General features: G+C 72.4%; 15 protein-coding genes and 1 pseudogene. 5 read left to right on the top strand and 11 right to left on the bottom strand.

All coding sequences use genetic code 11. The features are described 5' to 3' along the window. Positions 1–182 precede the first annotated feature (182 nt). From ACGFW5_RS05170 to ACGFW5_RS05140, 7 genes are all read right to left on the bottom strand, one after another. Positions 183–341: a hypothetical protein gene (locus ACGFW5_RS05170; protein WP_393832810.1), complete on the bottom strand. Its 159-nt coding sequence runs from the start codon at positions 339–341 to the stop codon at positions 183–185. Between the two features lie 60 nt (positions 342–401). Beyond that, on the bottom strand, positions 402–755 hold the full coding sequence (locus ACGFW5_RS05165; protein ID WP_393832809.1) for a hypothetical protein: 354 nt from the start codon (positions 753–755) through the stop codon (positions 402–404). 287 nt (positions 756–1042) lie between these two features. Continuing rightward, on the bottom strand, positions 1043–1237 hold the full coding sequence (locus ACGFW5_RS05160) for an antitoxin (RefSeq protein ID WP_393832808.1): 195 nt from the start codon (positions 1235–1237) through the stop codon (positions 1043–1045). Between the two features lie 108 nt (positions 1238–1345). Then, the gene (locus tag ACGFW5_RS05155) at positions 1346–2692 is read right to left on the bottom strand and encodes a DUF2993 domain-containing protein (RefSeq protein WP_393832807.1); all 1347 of its coding nucleotides are present in this window, start codon (positions 2690–2692) and stop codon (positions 1346–1348) included. A gap of 208 nt (positions 2693–2900) precedes the next feature. After that, entirely contained in the window at positions 2901–4448 is a 1548-nt protein-coding gene (locus ACGFW5_RS05150) for an amino acid permease (protein ID WP_393832806.1), read from the bottom strand. A 123-nt stretch (positions 4449–4571) separates the two neighbouring features. Next, positions 4572–6611, bottom strand: a complete 2040-nt coding sequence (locus tag ACGFW5_RS05145) for an alkaline phosphatase family protein (protein ID WP_393833077.1) — start codon at positions 6609–6611, stop codon at positions 4572–4574. A gap of 316 nt (positions 6612–6927) precedes the next feature. Beyond that, the gene (locus tag ACGFW5_RS05140; RefSeq protein WP_393832805.1) at positions 6928–7332 is read right to left on the bottom strand and encodes a hypothetical protein; all 405 of its coding nucleotides are present in this window, start codon (positions 7330–7332) and stop codon (positions 6928–6930) included. 268 nt (positions 7333–7600) lie between these two features. Between ACGFW5_RS05140 and ACGFW5_RS05135 the strand changes: the two genes are divergently transcribed. Both ACGFW5_RS05135 and ACGFW5_RS05130 read left to right on the top strand, forming a co-directional pair. Next, positions 7601–8371 (top strand): MBL fold metallo-hydrolase, encoded by a 771-nt coding sequence (locus tag ACGFW5_RS05135; protein WP_393832804.1) that lies wholly within the window; start codon positions 7601–7603, stop codon positions 8369–8371. Then, positions 8368–9018: a DedA family protein gene (locus tag ACGFW5_RS05130; protein ID WP_393832803.1), complete on the top strand. Its 651-nt coding sequence runs from the start codon at positions 8368–8370 to the stop codon at positions 9016–9018. Before ACGFW5_RS05135 ends, ACGFW5_RS05130 begins: the two co-directional genes overlap by 4 nt. Before the next feature lie 202 nt (positions 9019–9220). Here ACGFW5_RS05130 and ACGFW5_RS05125 read toward each other — a convergent pair whose 3' ends face one another. Together ACGFW5_RS05125 and ACGFW5_RS05120 are read right to left on the bottom strand one after the other, a co-directional pair. Beyond that, positions 9221–10453 carry an aminotransferase class I/II-fold pyridoxal phosphate-dependent enzyme gene (locus ACGFW5_RS05125; protein ID WP_393832802.1) on the bottom strand — a complete coding sequence of 411 codons (1233 nt, stop codon included), beginning with the start codon at positions 10451–10453 and terminating at the stop codon, positions 9221–9223. Positions 10454–10775: 322 nt separating this feature from the next. Beyond that, positions 10776–11486 carry an ANTAR domain-containing response regulator gene (locus tag ACGFW5_RS05120; RefSeq protein WP_393832801.1) on the bottom strand — a complete coding sequence of 237 codons (711 nt, stop codon included), beginning with the start codon at positions 11484–11486 and terminating at the stop codon, positions 10776–10778. Positions 11487–11580: 94 nt separating this feature from the next. Here ACGFW5_RS05120 and ACGFW5_RS05115 point away from each other — a divergent pair, with 94 nt between their 5' ends. Next, positions 11581–12987: a PAS domain-containing protein gene (locus tag ACGFW5_RS05115; RefSeq protein ID WP_393832800.1), complete on the top strand. Its 1407-nt coding sequence runs from the start codon at positions 11581–11583 to the stop codon at positions 12985–12987. On the opposite strand, the pseudogene ACGFW5_RS05110 reads toward ACGFW5_RS05115, so the two are convergent. Continuing rightward, positions 12938–13732: pseudogene (locus ACGFW5_RS05110) on the bottom strand (RNA polymerase sigma factor SigF); the annotation flags it as partial. The gene ACGFW5_RS05115 and the pseudogene ACGFW5_RS05110 sit on opposite strands and share 50 nt — an antisense overlap. Positions 13733–14297: 565 nt before the next feature. Between ACGFW5_RS05110 and ACGFW5_RS05105 the strand changes: the two are divergent. Both ACGFW5_RS05105 and ACGFW5_RS05100 read left to right on the top strand, forming a co-directional pair. Continuing rightward, on the top strand, positions 14298–14780 hold the full coding sequence (locus tag ACGFW5_RS05105) for a CBS domain-containing protein (protein WP_393832799.1): 483 nt from the start codon (positions 14298–14300) through the stop codon (positions 14778–14780). A 327-nt stretch (positions 14781–15107) separates the two neighbouring features. After that, positions 15108–16358 (top strand): phosphatase PAP2 family protein, encoded by a 1251-nt coding sequence (locus ACGFW5_RS05100; protein WP_393832798.1) that lies wholly within the window; start codon positions 15108–15110, stop codon positions 16356–16358. A 222-nt stretch (positions 16359–16580) separates the two neighbouring features. Here ACGFW5_RS05100 and ACGFW5_RS05095 read toward each other — a convergent pair whose 3' ends face one another. Continuing rightward, a complete protein-coding gene (locus tag ACGFW5_RS05095; RefSeq protein WP_393833076.1) occupies positions 16581–16850 on the bottom strand; it encodes a gas vesicle protein K in 270 nt (89 codons plus the stop codon). Positions 16851–17055 lie beyond the last annotated feature (205 nt).

The following is a 17055-nucleotide window of genomic DNA, read 5'->3' as shown; positions in this document are numbered from 1 at the left end:
GTCGAGCAGGAGCTGTCGCAGGCCGCCCCGAGGTGCCCCGCGGGGGGGGGGGGGGGGGGGGGGGGGGGGGGGGGGGGGGGGGGGGGGGGGGGGGGGGGGGGGGGGGGGGGGGGGGGGGGGGGGGGGGGGGGGCCGCCCCCCCCCCCCCCCCCCCCCCCCCCCCCCCCCCACCCCGCGTTGGGCTAGCGCCCCCGCCTTGCGTCCTGGTGGTGCTCGTGGCGGCGTTCCTCCTCGCGCTCGGCCGTCGGCTTCTTGTCGGCAGTGCCGGGCCCGGCGGGACGAATGCGCGCGGCCTCGGCGCGGATCATGGCGTTGAGCGCCGCGAACGGGTCGATGGGCATGGCTGAACCACCTTGCTGTGTACGTGAGTTGGCTGACCGACGTGGCTCCTTCCGGAACCGTCAGCAGCGCAGCACCACACAGCGCACGCCCGTCGCAGCGGCGGGCCGGCGGCGGGCGTTGTCGTACGGGATGAAAGCCGGCGCCCCGGGCCGTGGCCCCTGTTCGGCGGCACCCACCGATGGGCGGATCTGTCGTGCGACACGGCTCGACTGCGGCGGAAGTACGGCATCGGCCGCGTCCGGTGTGGTCTCGGCGGACGGCTCGGGCGTCACCGACACCGCGACGGTGTCCCGCCCCACAGCGGCCTGGGCCGCCGGCGCCGCCCCGCACAGTGCGCCCAGCACAAGCAGCACCACGAGGGCACGGCGCAGCGCGGCGAACCAGGCGAGGGAGACGAGAGAGGCGGACGGCACGAGGACAGCACTGCCCCTTCACCGAGGTGTCGTGCGCGCGCAGTCGGCAGATCCGCCCTACCGGGTGATTTCGCCTGCCGCCCTTGACGCCTCCTTGCACCTGACACCCGTACCGCATGTCACACCCGTGCCGCACGTCACCGTCATGACCGCATCCGCCCCCGCCTCGCGGTCCGTCGCCTGGACGCACTGCGGGACGGGGGCGGCCGCACCACGCATACGCGGACGCTCGGGCGGCACGGGACGCGGTATGCCGCGGCCCGTGACCCTGGTCCGCCAGACGCGCCCTAAACCTGCGGCGGGCGGTCCTGCGGCCTGTCGGAGCCCAGCTGCTCATTGAGCTTCTGCTGGGCCGTGTCGACCTGGCCCTGGTACTTGTTCCCGGTCCTCGCGTCGAAGGCGTCGCCACCCTTCTCGACTCCCTGACGCGCGGTGTCCTCGTGACCCTTGAGCAGGCCCTTGAGCTTGTCGAGCATCGACATAACTGCCTCCTTGCGGATGCTGGCACACCCAGCATCCGCGCATTCGCCGGGGTTCGCACCCCAGGGGGCACCTCACGCCGCGTACCGAGGTCAGCGAGGTCAGCGGGGTCAGTGGTCCTTGCCGACGGCCAGCTCACGGCCCGAGACGTTCGCCACGATGCCGTCCTTCTCGACGTGCACCCCACGCAGGTGCAGGTCCTGTGCCTCCTTGGGGAGCGTGAAGGAGAAGGACAAGCGGTCGGACAGCTCCGGCGGGCGCATCTGGAGCAGTCCGGTGATCAGCGCCGGATCGATGCCCACCTTGGATAGCAGCCAGGGGTGGTCCACCACCACGTCGACGAGGTTGACGCCCATCATCTGATCCACGAACCTCGGCGTGCCCACCAGCTCGTGGAGCTTCGTCTCGCTGCGCAGCGCGGCGTCGATGTCCTTCTGTGGCACTCCGAGACGCTTCACCACGGCCGGCACGGACAGGAGCGCCTTGATGCGCGCCGTGTCCCTGCTGATGAGTTCGGCGCTCTCGCGGTGCAGCGTCAGGCCCCTGTCCCTGCCGGGTCGGTAGATGGCGATGCCCGGCATGTCGAGGCTCATGCCGTCGATGTCCGTGGACAGGCCCCGATCGCCGTCGAGCCGCAACTGGGCGTCGGCCCGTACGCGCAGTTCCTGTCCGGCGATCGTCAACTGGCCGTCCGCGCCGACGGAGTTGTCGCTGCGTCGGCTGAACTTGATCTGGGAGGCGGCGAGTTCGCGGTTCATGTCGTCGAAGGAGAGCGTGATCTCGCCGTTCAGACTGCTGATGACGGCACCGCGTATGTCGCTGGGCAGATCACCCGTCAACTCGATGTCCCGGGCGCTGGCCTGTACTTTCGCCAGCGAGATCCGGTCGGCCGGCACATGCGGCACCGTGACGTCCACGCGCTCCAGTCGCTTGTCGAGAACCTGGGTGAGGAAGGGAAAGCCGTGGATGTCCACCTGGGGGGCGGCTTCCAGGTGAAGCTCTTGCTGGAGCGCCTGCTGTGCCTTCTTCTCCGCGTACATCGCGGCGCAACGGTCCGTGAGGATCAGGAATCCCGCACACACGGCGAGGGTGGCCAGGATTTTCGCGGCGCGGGGCAGCGCGGCGAACGCGCTCCGGGGGCGTCGGCGGCCGCGCCTGGCACGACGGCCGTTCCTGGGCCGCCGGTGTTCGGGCGCGGGGGCGAAAAAGTCGTCGTCGGGGCTGAGTTCGGGCAGTCCCGGTGAGAGCGCTCTCGGCGTGTGCTCCGGCGCCCCCTGCGGTACCGCTGCCGGTATCTCCTGGGTTACGTAACCCGGTTCATGCCAGGAGCCGTCGACCGGGTCGAGCGCCGGGCCGTGCTCCGGCTCGGGCTCGTGCTCCGGCTCGGGGTCGGCCAGCGCCGCGAGTTCGTCATAGGGGTTGCGGTAGCGGGGTTGCATGCGCGTGGGGGTTCGCATCGGCTCATCCCACCACACATGATCCACTTATACGCAACCACCAACGGCGGTACGACGGTGACGCCCCGGTCCTGAACGCGCTCTCACCCGGCCTTACGGCGCGAGAGCGTGGCGAACAACACGTCCCGCACAACGACGCGTCACGCGCGACGACGGGTCACGCGGCACGACACGTCACGCGGCACGAAACCGCAGCCTCGACGACACCTCAGGCGACGGTACTGCCGTGCGCGGAGGGCATGCCGTGGATGGCGTGCCCATCCCGGGCCGGGGATTCGTCGTGGGCGGACGGCTCGTCCCGGGGCGGGGATTCGACCTGGGCCGGGGATTCGTCCTGGGCGGAGGGCTCGTCCTGGGCGGAGGGCTCGTGCTGGGCGGGGAGGCCTTCCGGAGTCGAGAACCCGTCCTGGCCCGAACCCCCGCCCTCGGCGGCGTGCTGCCTGCGGGCCGCCATCCACGCGTACACGAGGACACCGGCGAAGAGGAACAGCACGCCCTGGTAGACCGCCTCGTAGCCGGAACCGGCCACGAGCCACATGGAGAAGCCGAACGCGAGGACGGCCAGGACCGCGTCGCGGATCAGGCGGGAGCGGTGCACGCGCTCGGGCCGGCCGGAGGCGAGGAAGTAGATCTGGGCGGCGGTCGACAGGAGGTAGGGGACGGTGGCGGTGAAGGTGGTCACCAGGACCAGGATCTCGAAGACGCCCTTGGAGCCCGCGGTGTAATTGTAGACCGTGAGGAGGGAGGCGAGGACGGCGGTGACCAGGACGCCCGCTGTCGGCACGCCGCGCCTCTTGACCGCGAACACCTTCGGGAAGAGTCCGTCCTTCGCGGCGGCGTAGGGGGTCTGGGCGCTCAGCAGGGTCCAGCCGTTGAGCGCGCCGACCATCGAGACGAGTGCGGCGACCGCGACGGCGGTGCCGCCCCAGGAACCGCCGAACATGGAGTTCACGGCGTCCGTGAAGGGGGCGGTGGAGCCGACGAGCTTGTCGTGAGGGACCGTGCCGAACACGGAGAGCGTGCCCAAGAGGTAGATCACGGCGGCGCCGACCGTGCCGAAGATCGTGGCGCGTCCCACGTTGCGGCGCGGGTCGCGGACCTCGCCCGCGCTGACCGCGGCGGACTCGACGCCGAGGTAACTGAAGAGCAGGATCGCGGCAGAGGCGGATATCGCGCCGAGCCCGGACTGGTCGCCGGCCTGGAAGGGGCCGAGGTTCGCGGGGTCGAAGAAGAACAGACCGCCCACGGCGACCAGCAGCAGCGGGGCGAACTTCAGGACGGTGGCGATGAGTTGGACCGCTCCCACATACCGGGTGCCGGCGAGGTTGGCGAGCGCCGGGAGCCATTGGAGCAGCAGCGCCGCGGTGATCGTCGCCGCCTTGGAGCCGTGCACCGGTATGAGAACGTCGAGGTAGCCGACCGCGGCGACCGCGAGGGCGGCGTTGGAGACCCAGGTGGTGATCCAGTAGGACCAGGCCGCGAGGAACCCGGCGAAGTCGCCGAACGCCTCGCGGGCGTAGACGTAGGGTCCGCCGGTCTGGGGGTGCCGTTGGGCGAGCCGGCCGAAGACCAGGGCGAGGGCGACGGCGCCGGCGGTCAGGACGACGAACGCGACCAGGCTGATGGTGCCGAAGGGGGCGACGGAGGCGGGCAGCAGGAAGATTCCGCCGCCGATGATGTTGCCCATGACCAGCGCGATCGCGATCGGCAGACCGAACTGCCGGGCGTGCTTGCTCGGGGCTTCTTGCGTGGTCATGGTGGGGTGGCGCGCCTCTCGTACGGGACAAACCTGACCATGGTCGGGTACGGAGGACAGCGCACCAAATCAGTGGTTTTTGTCCTGTACGGCGCGGCCGCTAACCGGAAAAGATCCTTCCGCTCAGCCGGTCGACGGTGAATCCTCCATCGGCGCGGCGACCTCGGTCACCAGCGGAATCTGCGGTCCCTGACCTTCGCGCAGCCAGCGTCGCAGTACGTGGTGCACCTGTTCGGCGCCGACGAGCTCGGCTGCGCCCGCCGGCGGTTTGGACAGGGTGAGCGGTGAGAGCAGGAAGGGGCGGGACTGCTCGCCGCCCAGCCCGCCGTGCGAGCCGATCTGTTCCTCGAAGGCGTGGACCTGGCCGGTGGCGGGGTCGTACATCGAGTTGACCATGATGTCGGCGGTGTGCGGGAAGGTGTCGGTGCGGCGTACCGCGTCGGCCGCGCCGCGCCCGAACCCCCTCAACGGCCCTTCCTCGTCGGTCAGTTGGTCCAGCGGCACCTCGATGCCGTCCCGGCCGAGCACCACCGCTCCGTGCGCCTGGCTGCGTACGAGGAGGAAGCCGATGCCGGGGTGGGCGGCCAGGGTGGCCAGGAGGGCCGGGTGGCGGCGGTCGATGCGTTCGCGGGTCATGCGGCCTTCGACATCGGGGAACGAGATCAGGCCGAGGTTGCCGGAGGCGAGCACGACCGGGTCGGGCAGGCGCCCTGGCCGGTGTTCCTGCTCGTCCGGGGCTTCCTCGACGGGCCGGTGCAGCGCGACCCGCACCGCGTACCTGGCCTCCGCGCCGCTGCGGGTGCGGCGGGCCCGGCGCGGCACGGGCAGCCCGCAGCCGGCCCGTACGAGGTCCTTCAGGGTCAGGCCGAAAGCGCTCTCAAAGGTCTCGCCGGGGCTCTGCCCGTGGTCGGAGAGGAGCACGATCCGGTAGGCGCGCGGTGCGTATTCGGCGGCGCCGGCGATCAGCGCGAGGGAGCGGTCGAGTCGCTTGAGCACCTGCGCGGCGTCCCTGCCGTGCGGTCCGGAGTGGTGGGCCACTTCGTCGTAGGCGACGAGGTCGGCGTACACGGCGGTGCGTCCGGCGAGCATGTCGCCCATGACGGCGGCGACGACCACATCCCGTTCCACGACTGTCGCGAATGCGCGGATGAGGGGGTAGAGGCCGCCCCTGCCGATGCGTGGCGTCTGCTTGCTGAGCCTGGCCCGCGTGGACTGGGCGATCTCCCGGACTACCTCGGCGAGGAAGGAGCCCGCGGTGCGCACCGCGTTGGCGGGGTCGGAGAAGTAGGCGAAGTATCCGGCGCGAGAGCGGTTGCGGCGCCCTCTGCGGGCGGCCGCCGTGAGGACAAGGGCCACCTGGTCCGCGCCGCCGGAGAACAGGTTGCCCCGGCTGGCGCCGTCCAGGGTGAGCAGTCCGCCGTCGCCGGTGCGCTCCACGGCCCGGCGTTGCAGTTCGACGGCGGAGGCGGGCCGGTTGGAGACCATCACCTCGCCGCTCTCCTTCTCGTACCAGCGGAAGGCGGGCACGTCGAAGGTGGTGCCGTGCAGAATGCCGAGCTGGCTCGCGCCGGTCTGGCTCGACCAGTCGGTACGCCACGGGGTGAGCCGGTGCGTGTCCTTCAGCCAGGCCGCGACGGTCGGCATCAGGCCCGCGCCGACCGCGTCGCGCAGCACGCGTTCGCCGACTCCGTCGAGCTGGATGAAGACGATGCCGGGCGGTTGCGGCGGTCCGTCGTCGCGTCCCGGTCCGCGTCTGCGGCGTTGGGCGAGCCGGGACAGCCGGCGCCGGTAGGCGTCGTCGTTGCGTACGGCGAGGGCGGTGGAGGTCGCCGATGCCACCGCCGACATCACGGCGGCAACGATCACGGCGGTCTCTGGTTCGGCCGCGCCGCTGCCGGTCGGGATCAGGCGGAGCGCGATCAGGAGCAGCGAGCCGTTGAGGAAGAAGACCAGAAGGCCGAGTACCAGCGCGGGCACCAGCAGGAAGGCCCGTACGACGAGCGGCCACACCAGCGCGCTGAGCAGTCCGAACGCGGCCGCACCCCAGCCCGCGGTCAGCGCGACCCGGGTGATGCTCTCGCCGTCGTCGGAGGTGAGCTTGAAGTCGGGCAGGACGCCGGCGAGCAGCATCAGGGTGAGCGTCGAGACGACCCACACCACCATCACCCGGAGCAGGGCGCCGCCCGTCGTCCGCCATCGCCCCACGTCCGCCCGCCCTTCACCGTGCCCGTTCGTCCCCCACCCTGCCACAGGGGGTGGTCAGGGCTCGTGGGCCGTATCGCCCGGGGACGATCTGGCATCCGCGAGGCGTGACACACCCGGGGGTCCGGGGGTGCCGAGGGGGCGGGGCGTGTCCGGCGGGCTGGGGAAGCCTGGGATCGTCGCGGTTCGGAGAAACGCGTCGCGGGGCTGCGGAAGCCCGCGAGCGTCGAAGCTCGGAAAGTCGGAGAAGCGCGCGCGTCGCGGGGTGAGAGCGCTCTCAGCAACCGTCGTAGCCGGCGGTGGGCATGGAGAGGCGGCGGTGGATGTGGGCCTTGTGCGTGGCGTCGTAGGCGGGCTCGTCCAGGTCGGCCGTCTCCAGACGTACACCGCGCCGTTCGCACTCGGCGGAGAATTCCGGCACGGAGGTCAACGCCCTTGCGAGAACACGCTCGTTGGGCGCGACGAACATGTCGACGAGGCCCGCGTCGATGTCCGACCACAGGCCCCGGTGGTCCGGACGCAGACCGTAGAAGAGCAGCTGGCTCGTGACTATGTATCCCCGGCCCGCGGCCCAGCGGGCGCACATTTCGTGCTGGCTGCGGGTGTCCACGAGGAAGGGGTCGAGGTCGAGTTCCTCCAGCGGGGTCAGGCTGGCGATCGCCGCCACCCGTACGTGGTCCATGGCCGTCCCCCTGTATGAGCCGTCGGGGCGACCCTACTCCCCTTCACGGCGGCGAGGAGTAGCCGCAGGAATGGCAGATTTTCCAGCCGTCCTGGCTCACCGCCAGGACCCCTCCGCAGCGCGGACACTGCTCGGAGTGCATGGTCACGGCACCCCTCCCCTCTGGTGCCCGGATGCCTACCCCGACTGCCGTGGTTTGCGCGCGGGGAGACATAGGCTCGTCGTGAACAATCGTCCACGACCAGCGTCGAGAAGAGGAGCGGATTTCGTGCCGGTGGAGATCACTTGGTGGGGTCATGCCACCTGCACGATCGAGGATTCCGGCGTCCGGGTGCTCACCGATCCGCTGTTCGCGCGCCGTCTCGCGCATCTGCGGCGGCGCCGTGGAGCGCTCCCGACGTCGCGGGCCGCGGTGGCCGACGCCGTGCTGGTCTCGCATCTGCACGCCGACCATCTGCATGTGCCCTCCCTCGCCCGGCTCGCGCCCGGCACCCGGCTGATCGGGCCGGCCGGGGCGGTGCGTTCGGTGCCGGCGCTTGGGCGGCTCGGCCTGCGCATCACGGAGGTGCGGGCCGGGGACACGGTCGAGGTCGGGGGGCTTCGGGTACGGGCCGTGCCCGCCCGGCACGACGGGCGCAGGCTGCCGATGGGGCCACAGCGCTGTGCCGCGCTCGGCTACGTCGTGGAGGGCGCGGCCCGGACCTATTTCGCGGGGGACACCGGCCTGTTCGACGGCATGGCATCCGCCGTCGGGCCGGTGGATGTGGCGCTGCTCCCCGTCGGCGGCTGGGGGCCCCGGCTCGGCCTTGGGCATCTCGACGCGGGACGCGCGGCGCAGGCACTGGCCGAGCTGGGAGCGCTCTCAGCGGTGCCGGTGCACTACGGCACGTACTGGCCGGTCGGCATGGACAGTGTGCGGCCGCATGAGTTCCACGCGCCGGGCGAGGAGTTCGTACGGCAGGCGGCCCGAGTCGCCCCGAAGGCGGCGGTGCACCGGCTTGAGCACGGCGAGAGCGTACGTCTGGAGGCCACGCGATGATCGCCGCGCGGGTTCTCGATCTCGCTTCGACAGTGACACCGGAAACGACCCAGCAGGCCGCGGGCTACCCGACGCTGTTCGTCCTGGTGGTCCTCGGGTCACTGATCCCGGTGGTGCCGACCGGGGCACTGGTGTCGACGGCCGCGGTGGTGGCTTTTCACCAGACCGCCTGGTTCTCGCTGCTGCTGACGTTCGGGGTGGGCGCGCTCGCCGCTTTCCTCGGGGATGTCGCGCTGTACTGGCTCGGGCAGCGCGGGGTGCGCTCGAAGAACGGCTCGCGTTTGCTCGCGACGCTGCGCGACCGGGCTGCGCCGGACCACCTGGAGCAGGCCAGGCGCAAACTCGACGACCACGGTGTGGTCGTGCTCGTGCTGTCCCGCCTGGTGCCGGCCGGGCGGATTCCGGTGATGCTGGCCTGTCTGCTCGGCGAGATGCCGTTGCGGACGTTCGTACGGGGCGACATCTGGGCCTGCCTCGCCTGGGCCGGCGCGTACGGCCTGATCGGCATACTCGGCGGATCCCTCTTCGACGAGCCGTGGAAGGGCGTGGCGGTGGCCGTCGCCCTGACCCTCTTGATCAGCGGGGCACCCGCGGGGTGGCGCAGGATGCGGCGAGCTCGGGTCGCAGCCCCGCATGGCGGTGGCTGAGAGCGCTCCTGGATGCCCCGGCGGACGATCCCGGCCGATGCGCCCTGGCGCTGAGAGCGCTTTCGGCGTCCTGTCCTGGCGGGCGGTGCCGTTGGCGGGGGGTGGTGGGGTGGCTGGGTGGCTGCTGAGAGCGCTTTCGGCGTCCTGTCCTGGCTGACTGTCCCGCTGAGTGGCGCGGCGCGGCGCGGCGGGTGGCCGTGTGTCAGTGCAATTCAGCGAGTACTGAGGCGAAATGGCGCAACGCCTCGCGTACGTGCGGCAGTTGGAGAGGGTCTGCCGCCGCGAGGGAGTCCAGTCGCTGCTCCGGGGTCGAGCCGAGCAGCGGGCCGGTCGCGAGGCGGACGCGCAGGGCTCCGAGCTCGTCGCCGAAGCGGTGGCCGCCGGGGGCGGGAGCGGCGAGCCGGGTCGTCAGGTAGTCCTCAAGTTCCATGGAGTCGGTGACGCCGTGGGCGGCGAGGCGTGTACGGAACGGGCCCAGGTCAGCGTAGAGGTGCCGGCCGGCCTGTGGGGGCCGGGCCAGGGCGCCCGCGTCGAGTACGGCGTGGTGGGCGGCGGACGCGACACGGGCGTGCAGGGCCGCTGCCTGCCGGATGCGGTCGGCGACGGGTGCCGGTTCGCTCAGCGCGTAGGCGGCTGCCGCGCCGACCGGGCCCGCCAGTACGGCGCCGAGTGCGGCCAGGACGTCCAGGGTGCGGGCCCGGTGTGCGGCGTCCGCCGCGGTGGCGGGAAAGCGCGCGGCGGGGAAGCGTGCGACGGCCGCGGGCCAGCCGGGCGGGGTGAGGGCGCCGCCGAGATCGACGAGGACCGTCACGTCGTCGGGGCACATTTCGGCGGGGCTGAGCGGCACCGTCTCATGGGGCCGGTGCACGGTGTCCCGCCAGGTTTCGTCGCTGATGATGTGCAGCCCTTCGCCGACGGCCGCCTCACACGCTTCCCGTACGGTCTCGGGCGGCGCCACGGTGGCGGTCGGGTCGTCGGCGACGCAGAGCAGTAGCAGCCGGGGGTTGCCGCCCTCCGCGCGTACCCGGCGGATGGTTTCCAGCAGCGCGTAGGGGTCCGGGACGCCGCCGCATTCGGCCGGGGTCGGCACATGGTAGGCGGGCCTGCCGAGCAGCCGGGCCTGCGGTGTCCACCACGCGGGGCACGGCCGGGGCATCAGGACGTCGCCGCCGTACGCGCCGAGGAGGGCGATGAGGAGTGCCTGTGCGCCGGGGGCGGCGGCGACCCGTTCCGGTGTGGTGGGCAGGCCCCGGCGCAGCCAGTAGCCGCAGGCCGCCTCGCGCAGTCCGAGTCCGCCGCCGGGCGGCTCGGGGTCGGTGCGTCCTGCGGCGGCTTCGAGTACGGCGAGGAGTTCCGGGAGCACGGGCAGGCCGGGTACAGGAGCGGGTGGCCCGTAGCGCACCGGCCCCCGGCCTTCGGCGGCAGTACCCTGCATGCCGTTCCTTCCCGCCGTTGCCTTCTCGGCCCGTGTCCCGCGCGGACTGTCCCTCGCGGCCCGGAAGCGGACCCTGCCTCACGGCCCGTACGCAGACCCTGCCTCACAACCCTTGCGCGAGCCGTGCCCGGCGACCTTCGCGCGAGCCGCACCTCGTCACCTCTGCGCGCGCCGTGCCACGCGAGCTGTGCGTGATCCGTGCCTCTCAAGCCTTTATACGGAGGTTCGGCCCGGCGCGCCGCTTGTGCGGACACCGGGGAGGTGTAGATCCGCGAAGCCTGGTGCTCTGGGCCGCGTGCCCCGCATGGGCGGGCGGTCAGCGTCATGGGGTCGACGGCGCCACGGCGGTGAGTTCCGCTTCCAGGCCGCGGCCCTTGGTGCGTACCACCGCGTCGGCGATCTCGGCGAGTTTGCGATTGGTGCGCTGGGAGATGGTGCGCAGGATGCCGAAGGCGGTTTCCGCCTCGCAGCCGAGGACGTGCATCACGATGCCGCTGGCCTGGTCTATGACCGCGCGTGAGCGCAGCGCGGCCTCCAGCTGTTCGACTTCGGCCAGCGCCGCGCGGTAGCGGCGGTCACGGACCAGACCGGTGACGGTCTCCTTGGCGAGGATGCCGACCGGGCCGCGCGCGATGCCCTTGAGGGATCCGGGCCGGTAGCCGTAGAGGCTGACCGTGACCTCGATCCCGGACCTGCGGAAGGGGAGGGTGACGCAGGAACGTACGCCTGATGCGAGGGCCAGGGCGCGATGGCCCGGCCAGCGGTCCTCGGTCAGCAGGTCCTCGATGTCCACGGGTTCGCCCGCGTCCAGTGCGCTCGGGACGGGGCCGTCGCCGCAGGCGAGCTGGAGGGAGACGAGCGGCGCCAGGTCGGGGTGGGTGGCCGTGATGCGGCGTTCCGGTCCGCTCTCCGAGATCGTGGCGACCGCGCCGCAGCAGGCGGGCACGGAGCGCGCCGACTGTTCGGCGAGCAGGGAGAGCCGCCGGGCGGTGGTGGTCGTCTCGGGCTCCTGGTGTTCCGGCTCGGGCAGCATCGCAACAGCCTCCTCCTGTTGCGGCTTCCCGTGCCGTGGCACCCAAAACGGGAGGCCCCCCTCGGCATGTGGGTGACGGGGCTAGCTTTCTCCCATGACGCAGACGGAAGACGGCTTCGGCGAGGAACTGGCGGACTTCGTCAGACGGGTGGGCGAGCTGCGCACCGCACGCGCTCGCCCCGTCGGTGAACATTCGGTGGTCCTGGACGCGGCACTGTTCGAACTCCAGTATGTGGCCGAGTGGTTGTGGCCACGCTACGAGCAGATGGTGGCCGCGGCCGGGATCTCGTCGCCCGCGGAGCGACAGGAGCGGCAGCTGCTCAAGGCCCTGTTCCAACGGCTCCCGCTGCCGGTGGCGCTGGTCGACCGGGAGACGGTCGTGCGCAGGCTGAACTTCGCGGCGACCGGGCTCACCGGGGTCCGTGCCGGGTATGCCACCGGGCGGCCGCTGGCGGCGCTGCTTACGCCCGGGGACCGGGCGGCGTTCCGCTCGCAGGCGGCGGCGGTGGCCAGGGGCGAGGGCGACCGGGGGCTCACCGTGCGTCTCCAGCAGCGCCCCGAGGAACCGCTGCTGGCCACGCTCACGGCACTGCGCCCGGCCGACGAGCCGCAGCCCGCGGTGCTCGTGGTGTTCCAGGCGGGGAGCGCGCGAGGTTCGGCGGCGGCTCCCCCACCGCCGAGGGTTCCCGACCTCGGGGAGTCGACCCGGCAGGCCGAACTCATGGACCTGGTCGACGACATGGCGTCCACACTCCTCCAACTACCGTCCACCGAGCGGACGTTGGTGCTGGAGGAGGCGGCCCGCGTCCTGTGCGGCCGGTTCGCCGACTGGATCGTGGCCGATCTGGTCGACAGCGGGCTGCGGCGCGCGATCTGCCTGGGGCCGACCGACTCGGCCGCGTCCGCGCTGCTGCACGCGGTGGCCGACCAGGATCCGGCGAGCTGTCCGATGGTGCTTGAGGCGGCGCGGGCCGGGAACGGGGTGCTCCAGGTGCAGCCGGAGGACATCGAGGGCTTCGGGCGCGATGCATCGGGGACGCCGATGCTGGCCCGCGCCGAGGTGTCGTCCCTGATGTGCGTGCCGTTGGGGGCCCCGGGGCCGGTGACGGGGGTTCTGACCCTGTTCCGCACCGGTTCGGCGCGCCCCTTCTCGATGACGGAAGGGCGGGCCATGGATGTGATGGCCCGTCATGTCGCGCTCGCTATGCAGCGGCCTCCTGCTCCTGACGATCGCTCATATTCAGCTCCCTGCGGTCCCGTTGAGCCGGAGCAGCAGACCTGCGCGTCGGTGTCGTCCCCGCGCCCGCCCCATCCCCGCTCCGCAGCGGCCGACGACGAAGATCTACGCGCGGATCCCGCAGAGCCAGGTCCCGCGGTGCCTGATGCCGCAGGGCCTTTTCCCGAGGAGCCTGATCCCGCGGTGCCTGATCCCGGAGGGCCTTTTCCCGAGGAGCCTGATCCCGCAGGGCCTGATCCCGCAGACGGTCGCAACAACGTGTGAGCAAACGGGAGACGTGCATCTGTGAAATGCCCAGGTCCTCGGCGATCCGGCTCTGGGTCATGTCACGGAAGAACCGCATGTAGAGGATCTTGCGCTCACGTTCGGGCAGGCAGCTGAGGCCGGGCTTGACGGACTCTCGGTCCACGACGATGTCGAGCGCCGGGTCGGCGCCGCCCAGGGAGTCGCTGAGGGTGTATCCGTCTGCCCCGCCGGACAGTTCGGCGTCGAGGGAGAGCGCGCTGAAGCTGTCGATGGCCTCAAGGCCGGCCCTGACCTCGTCCTCGGTCAGGCCGGTGTGCGCGGCGAGGTCCGCCACGGTGGGTCGCTGGAAGTCGGCGGCGGCGGCGAGTTCCTGGCTCGCCACCCGCACCCGGCTCCTCAAGTCCTGTACACGGCGCGGCACATGGAGGGTCCACATGTGGTCACGGAAGTGGCGTTTGATCTCGCCGGTGATGGTGGGGACGGCGTAGCTCTCGAACGCCGCGCCGCGCGTGGGATCGTAACGGTCGACGGCCTTGACGAGGCCGAGCGCGGCGACCTGGCGCAGGTCCTCAAGGGCCTCGCCACGGTTGCGGAACCGTCCGGCCAGCCGCTCGGACATGGGCAGCCACGCGTTGACGAGGTCCTGCCGCAGGGCGTCACGTTCGGGGCCCTCGGGCAGCGCCGCGAGCCGTTCGAAGGCGGCCGCCGTCTTCGGTGCGTCATCGTGCGGGTGCCTGTGCTTCGCCATGGTGGTGGTACGCATCTGCGATCCCAGCTCCCTGAAAACGGTGCGGCGGGTGGTTGTCACCGGGGAGCCTTCGGCCGGGCAGGGGGCACGCCCGGAGCGGTATTCCGCTCCCACGGACGTGCCTCCGGTCCGAAGCACGTGCTGCGCCTGCCCCGAGCCCGCGAGAACAAACGTGCCGATGCGCCACGGCGTCGCGAGGAGGGGGGGTTTCCTGTGCTCCGTGCCCGGTACCCGGGGTGCCCGGGCTCCGTACTCGGTACCTAGTACTCGGTACTTGGTACTCGGTACCCGGGTTGCCCGTACTCCCGTGCTCAGTACCCGGGTTGCCCGTGCTCCCGTGCTCGGGGTACCCGGCCCCGTGGCGTGGGCGTCGGACAGGCAGGGCGGACCCTGGCGCGTCCAGGACCGAGGCCAGGACCGAGGCCAGGGACCGGGTCCAGGGCCGCAGCCGCAGTCGGGCCGGGGCCCGACCCGGCCCGGCCCGGCCCAGCCCAGCCCAGCCGGGGGATCAAGACAGCAAGGGGCCGCCGCCCTCAAGGGACAGCTTGCAAGGGACCTACAGGAACGGGGTGCCGAAGCCATGGCACGTTTCGTCAGGGAAGTGATGACGGTCGGCGTCACAGCCGTGCGGCCCGACGCCTCACTCGTGGAGGCGGCGCAACTGATGCGGGCCCAGGACATCGGCGATGTGCTCGTGACCAGTGCGGGGCGCGTCGTCGGGGTGCTGACCGACCGGGACATCGCGTTGCGTGCGGTCGCCGAGGGAGTGGATCCGTTGGTCGTGAGCGCCCAGGCAGTCTGCACGCGGTCGCCGGTGTGCGTGGGGCCGGACGACGAGGTGGTGACCGCCCTGTCCTTGATGCGCCGGCACGCGGTGCGGCGGCTCCCGGTGGTGGCGCGGGGACGCCCTCTCGGCATGGTGAGCCTCGGCGACCTGGCCGGCCACCAGGAGGCGGGCGCCGCGCTGGCCGACATCAGTCGCGCCGCGCCGCGCGCATGGCCGCCGGTGCCTGCGCGGTTCGAGCGACGCCCTTCGCCTCCTGGCGGGGCGGCGGATTTCTAGGCCGGGCGGCCGGCCACCCAGGCGCCCATGGGGCCTGCGCCGAGCACATCACCGTCGTGGGCCTTCGCCGCGCTGAGGACCGAGCTCAGCTGAGGGCCGAGCTCAAGCGGACAGGGCCGGGGCGCCCGCACTGGACGGCCCATCGACTGCCCGTAACGCATTGCCGTACGCACACCGTGGCCTGACAGCAAGTCAGGTAGCTGGCAGAGCCCGGCGGGCGGGAGGGCGCGAGACGGGGCCGGACGGGCGACGGCCGAGGACGGCCGCGCGGTACCGCGTCCCAGGTGGGGCCGGGTTGGGCGGAGGGGCGTCGGGTACCCGCGTGCCATGACGTACTCCACCTGGCACAAGCGACTGGGCGAGCAGGACCGGGCACTCTTCCACTTCGCCGCCACCAGACACTGGCCGGCCGCGGAGGCCGTGCTGCCACGGCTGAGCCGGGCCGCCAACCATGGTGTGCTCTGGTTCGCGGCGGCCGGCGCGATGGGCGCGACGCGCGCGCCCCGCGCCCGGCGTGCGGCTCTGCGGGGCGTCACCTCGCTCGCGCTCGCCTCGCTGACCGTCAACACCGTGGCGAAGCGCGCGGTACGCCGGGATCGTCCGCTGCTCGACGCGGTGCCGCTGGTACGGCAGTTGAAGCACCGGCCGATCACGACCTCTTTCCCTTCCGGGCATTCCGCGTCGGCCGCCGCCTTCGTGACGGGCGTCGCGCTGGAGTCGTGGGGCTGGGGGGCCGTCATGGCTCCGGTGGGTGTTTCGGTCGCGGCATCGCGCGTGTACACCGGGGTGCACTATCCGGGCGATGTGATGGTGGGCGCGGCCCTGGGGGTGGGAGCGGCTTTCGCAGTGCGTGGGCTCGTGCCGACCCCCAAGCAGCTCCCGCCCCTTACGCAGGTCCCGCCCCGCACACAGCTCCCGCCCCCCGGCGGACCGTACGCCGACGCGCCGGTCCTGCCCGAGGGCAGGGACATGGTGATCGTGGTCGACCGCGCCTCCGGCACTGCTCGCACCCGGGCCGCCCTCGTACGTGAGGCGCTGCCGCTCGCCGAGGTCGTCGAGTGCGACCCCGACGACCTGCCGTCGGCTCTCGACAAGGCGGCGCGGCGCGGTCTGGCGCTCGGGGTGTGCGGCGGCGACGACACCGTCGACCGGGCCGCGGTGGCTGCGGCCCGTGCCGGGGTGCCGCTCGCCGTGTTCCCCGGCGGGGCTCTCAACCACATCGCGCACGGCCTCGGCATCGAGGAGGTCAAGGACACGTGCCGGGCGCTGGCTTCGGGCGACGCGGTGCGGGTGGACCTCGGCCGGTTCGGGCCGGGCCCGGGCGGCGGCCTGCTGGGCGTGCGTGCGGTACGGGGCGGCCGGCTGCCGGGGCTGCGGTTGCTCGCCGCCGCCCTCGCCGGGCCACTGAACCGCACTCCCCTGCGCGCCGTACGCAGGATGAGCAGGTTGAGCCTCTCGGGCGTCTCGGAAGGTACGCCACTGGCGTGCGACGGTGAAGTGACGGACACCGCGGGCCAGTTGACGTCGGACAAGCGTCCCGAGTCGCTGACGGTCTACCGTCCCACGGTCCACCTTTGAGCCGTACGTCGGCCGTTGGCCCCGGGCCCCCGCGCTCCTCCCAGCGGCCCGGGGCCCGGGGTCCGGTGGTTCAGGGCACGGACCAGGGGCCCGAGCGGTGTTCGCTCGGGCCCCTGGATTCGGCCTGCCTTCGTCGCGCTCGGCGCGTGACCGCTCGATGCTCTAGGTGTGTTCCACCGAGCCGTCCGGCGGTCGCGTCGCCGGGACGGGTGGCGGTGCGGCTCAGGAGCCGTCCCTCGGAAGCAGCGGGCCGAGCGGGCCGAGGTCGATGTTGAGATCTTCCGGGCGCAGCCCGAACTTCGACCGCAGCTCGCTCATCCTGTCTTCCAGGAGCATGAGCGTGAGCCCGATGCGTTCCTCCTGGTCCTCGGTCAGGGCGCCGGTCTCGACGCGGCGCAGTGCCTGGCGCTCCATGAGCTGCCGCAGCAGTTCGATGACGGTCAGCACAAGGCGGGCGAGATCGCGTTCCACCGTGTCGGGGTCGAGCTCCACCCGGCGCCGCGTCGCGCTGTCCCCGCCACCGCTCGGCTCGTTCGCAGCGGCCTCGCCGCCCGCGTTGCCGGCGGCGTCCATGCTGTCCGAGCCGGCGGTGTCCGGGCCGAGAGTGTCCGGGTCGGCGGCATCCGAACCGACGGCATCGGGGCCGACGGCATCCGAACCGACGGCGCCCGGGCCGTCCGCGCCCCGTTCCGTGCGG

The organism is Streptomyces sp. NPDC048416, assembly GCF_043200435.1.
Lineage (GTDB): Bacteria > Actinomycetota > Actinomycetes > Streptomycetales > Streptomycetaceae > Streptomyces.
This window is presented reverse-complemented; position numbering and strand designations above follow the sequence as displayed.

Bases quoted from the DNA above. Each gene is read 5' to 3' on its own strand.
- ACGFW5_RS05130 (WP_393832803.1), top strand. From the start codon at position 8,368: ATGATCGCCGCGCGGGTTCTCGATCTCGCTTCGACAGTGACACCGGAA.
- ACGFW5_RS05170 (WP_393832810.1), bottom strand. From the start codon at position 341: ATGCCCATCGACCCGTTCGCGGCGCTCAACGCCATGATCCGCGCCGAG.
- ACGFW5_RS05120 (WP_393832801.1), bottom strand. From the start codon at position 11,486: ATGCTGCCCGAGCCGGAACACCAGGAGCCCGAGACGACCACCACCGCC.
- ACGFW5_RS05105 (WP_393832799.1), top strand. From the start codon at position 14,298: ATGGCACGTTTCGTCAGGGAAGTGATGACGGTCGGCGTCACAGCCGTG.
- ACGFW5_RS05140 (WP_393832805.1), bottom strand. From the start codon at position 7,332: ATGGACCACGTACGGGTGGCGGCGATCGCCAGCCTGACCCCGCTGGAG.
- ACGFW5_RS05150 (WP_393832806.1), bottom strand. From the start codon at position 4,448: ATGACCACGCAAGAAGCCCCGAGCAAGCACGCCCGGCAGTTCGGTCTG.
- ACGFW5_RS05115 (WP_393832800.1), top strand. From the start codon at position 11,581: ATGACGCAGACGGAAGACGGCTTCGGCGAGGAACTGGCGGACTTCGTC.
- ACGFW5_RS05100 (WP_393832798.1), top strand. From the start codon at position 15,108: ATGACGTACTCCACCTGGCACAAGCGACTGGGCGAGCAGGACCGGGCA.
- ACGFW5_RS05155 (WP_393832807.1), bottom strand. From the start codon at position 2,692: ATGCGAACCCCCACGCGCATGCAACCCCGCTACCGCAACCCCTATGAC.
- ACGFW5_RS05125 (WP_393832802.1), bottom strand. From the start codon at position 10,453: ATGCAGGGTACTGCCGCCGAAGGCCGGGGGCCGGTGCGCTACGGGCCA.
- ACGFW5_RS05160 (WP_393832808.1), bottom strand. From the start codon at position 1,237: ATGTCGATGCTCGACAAGCTCAAGGGCCTGCTCAAGGGTCACGAGGAC.
- ACGFW5_RS05145 (WP_393833077.1), bottom strand. From the start codon at position 6,611: ATGGTGGTGTGGGTCGTCTCGACGCTCACCCTGATGCTGCTCGCCGGC.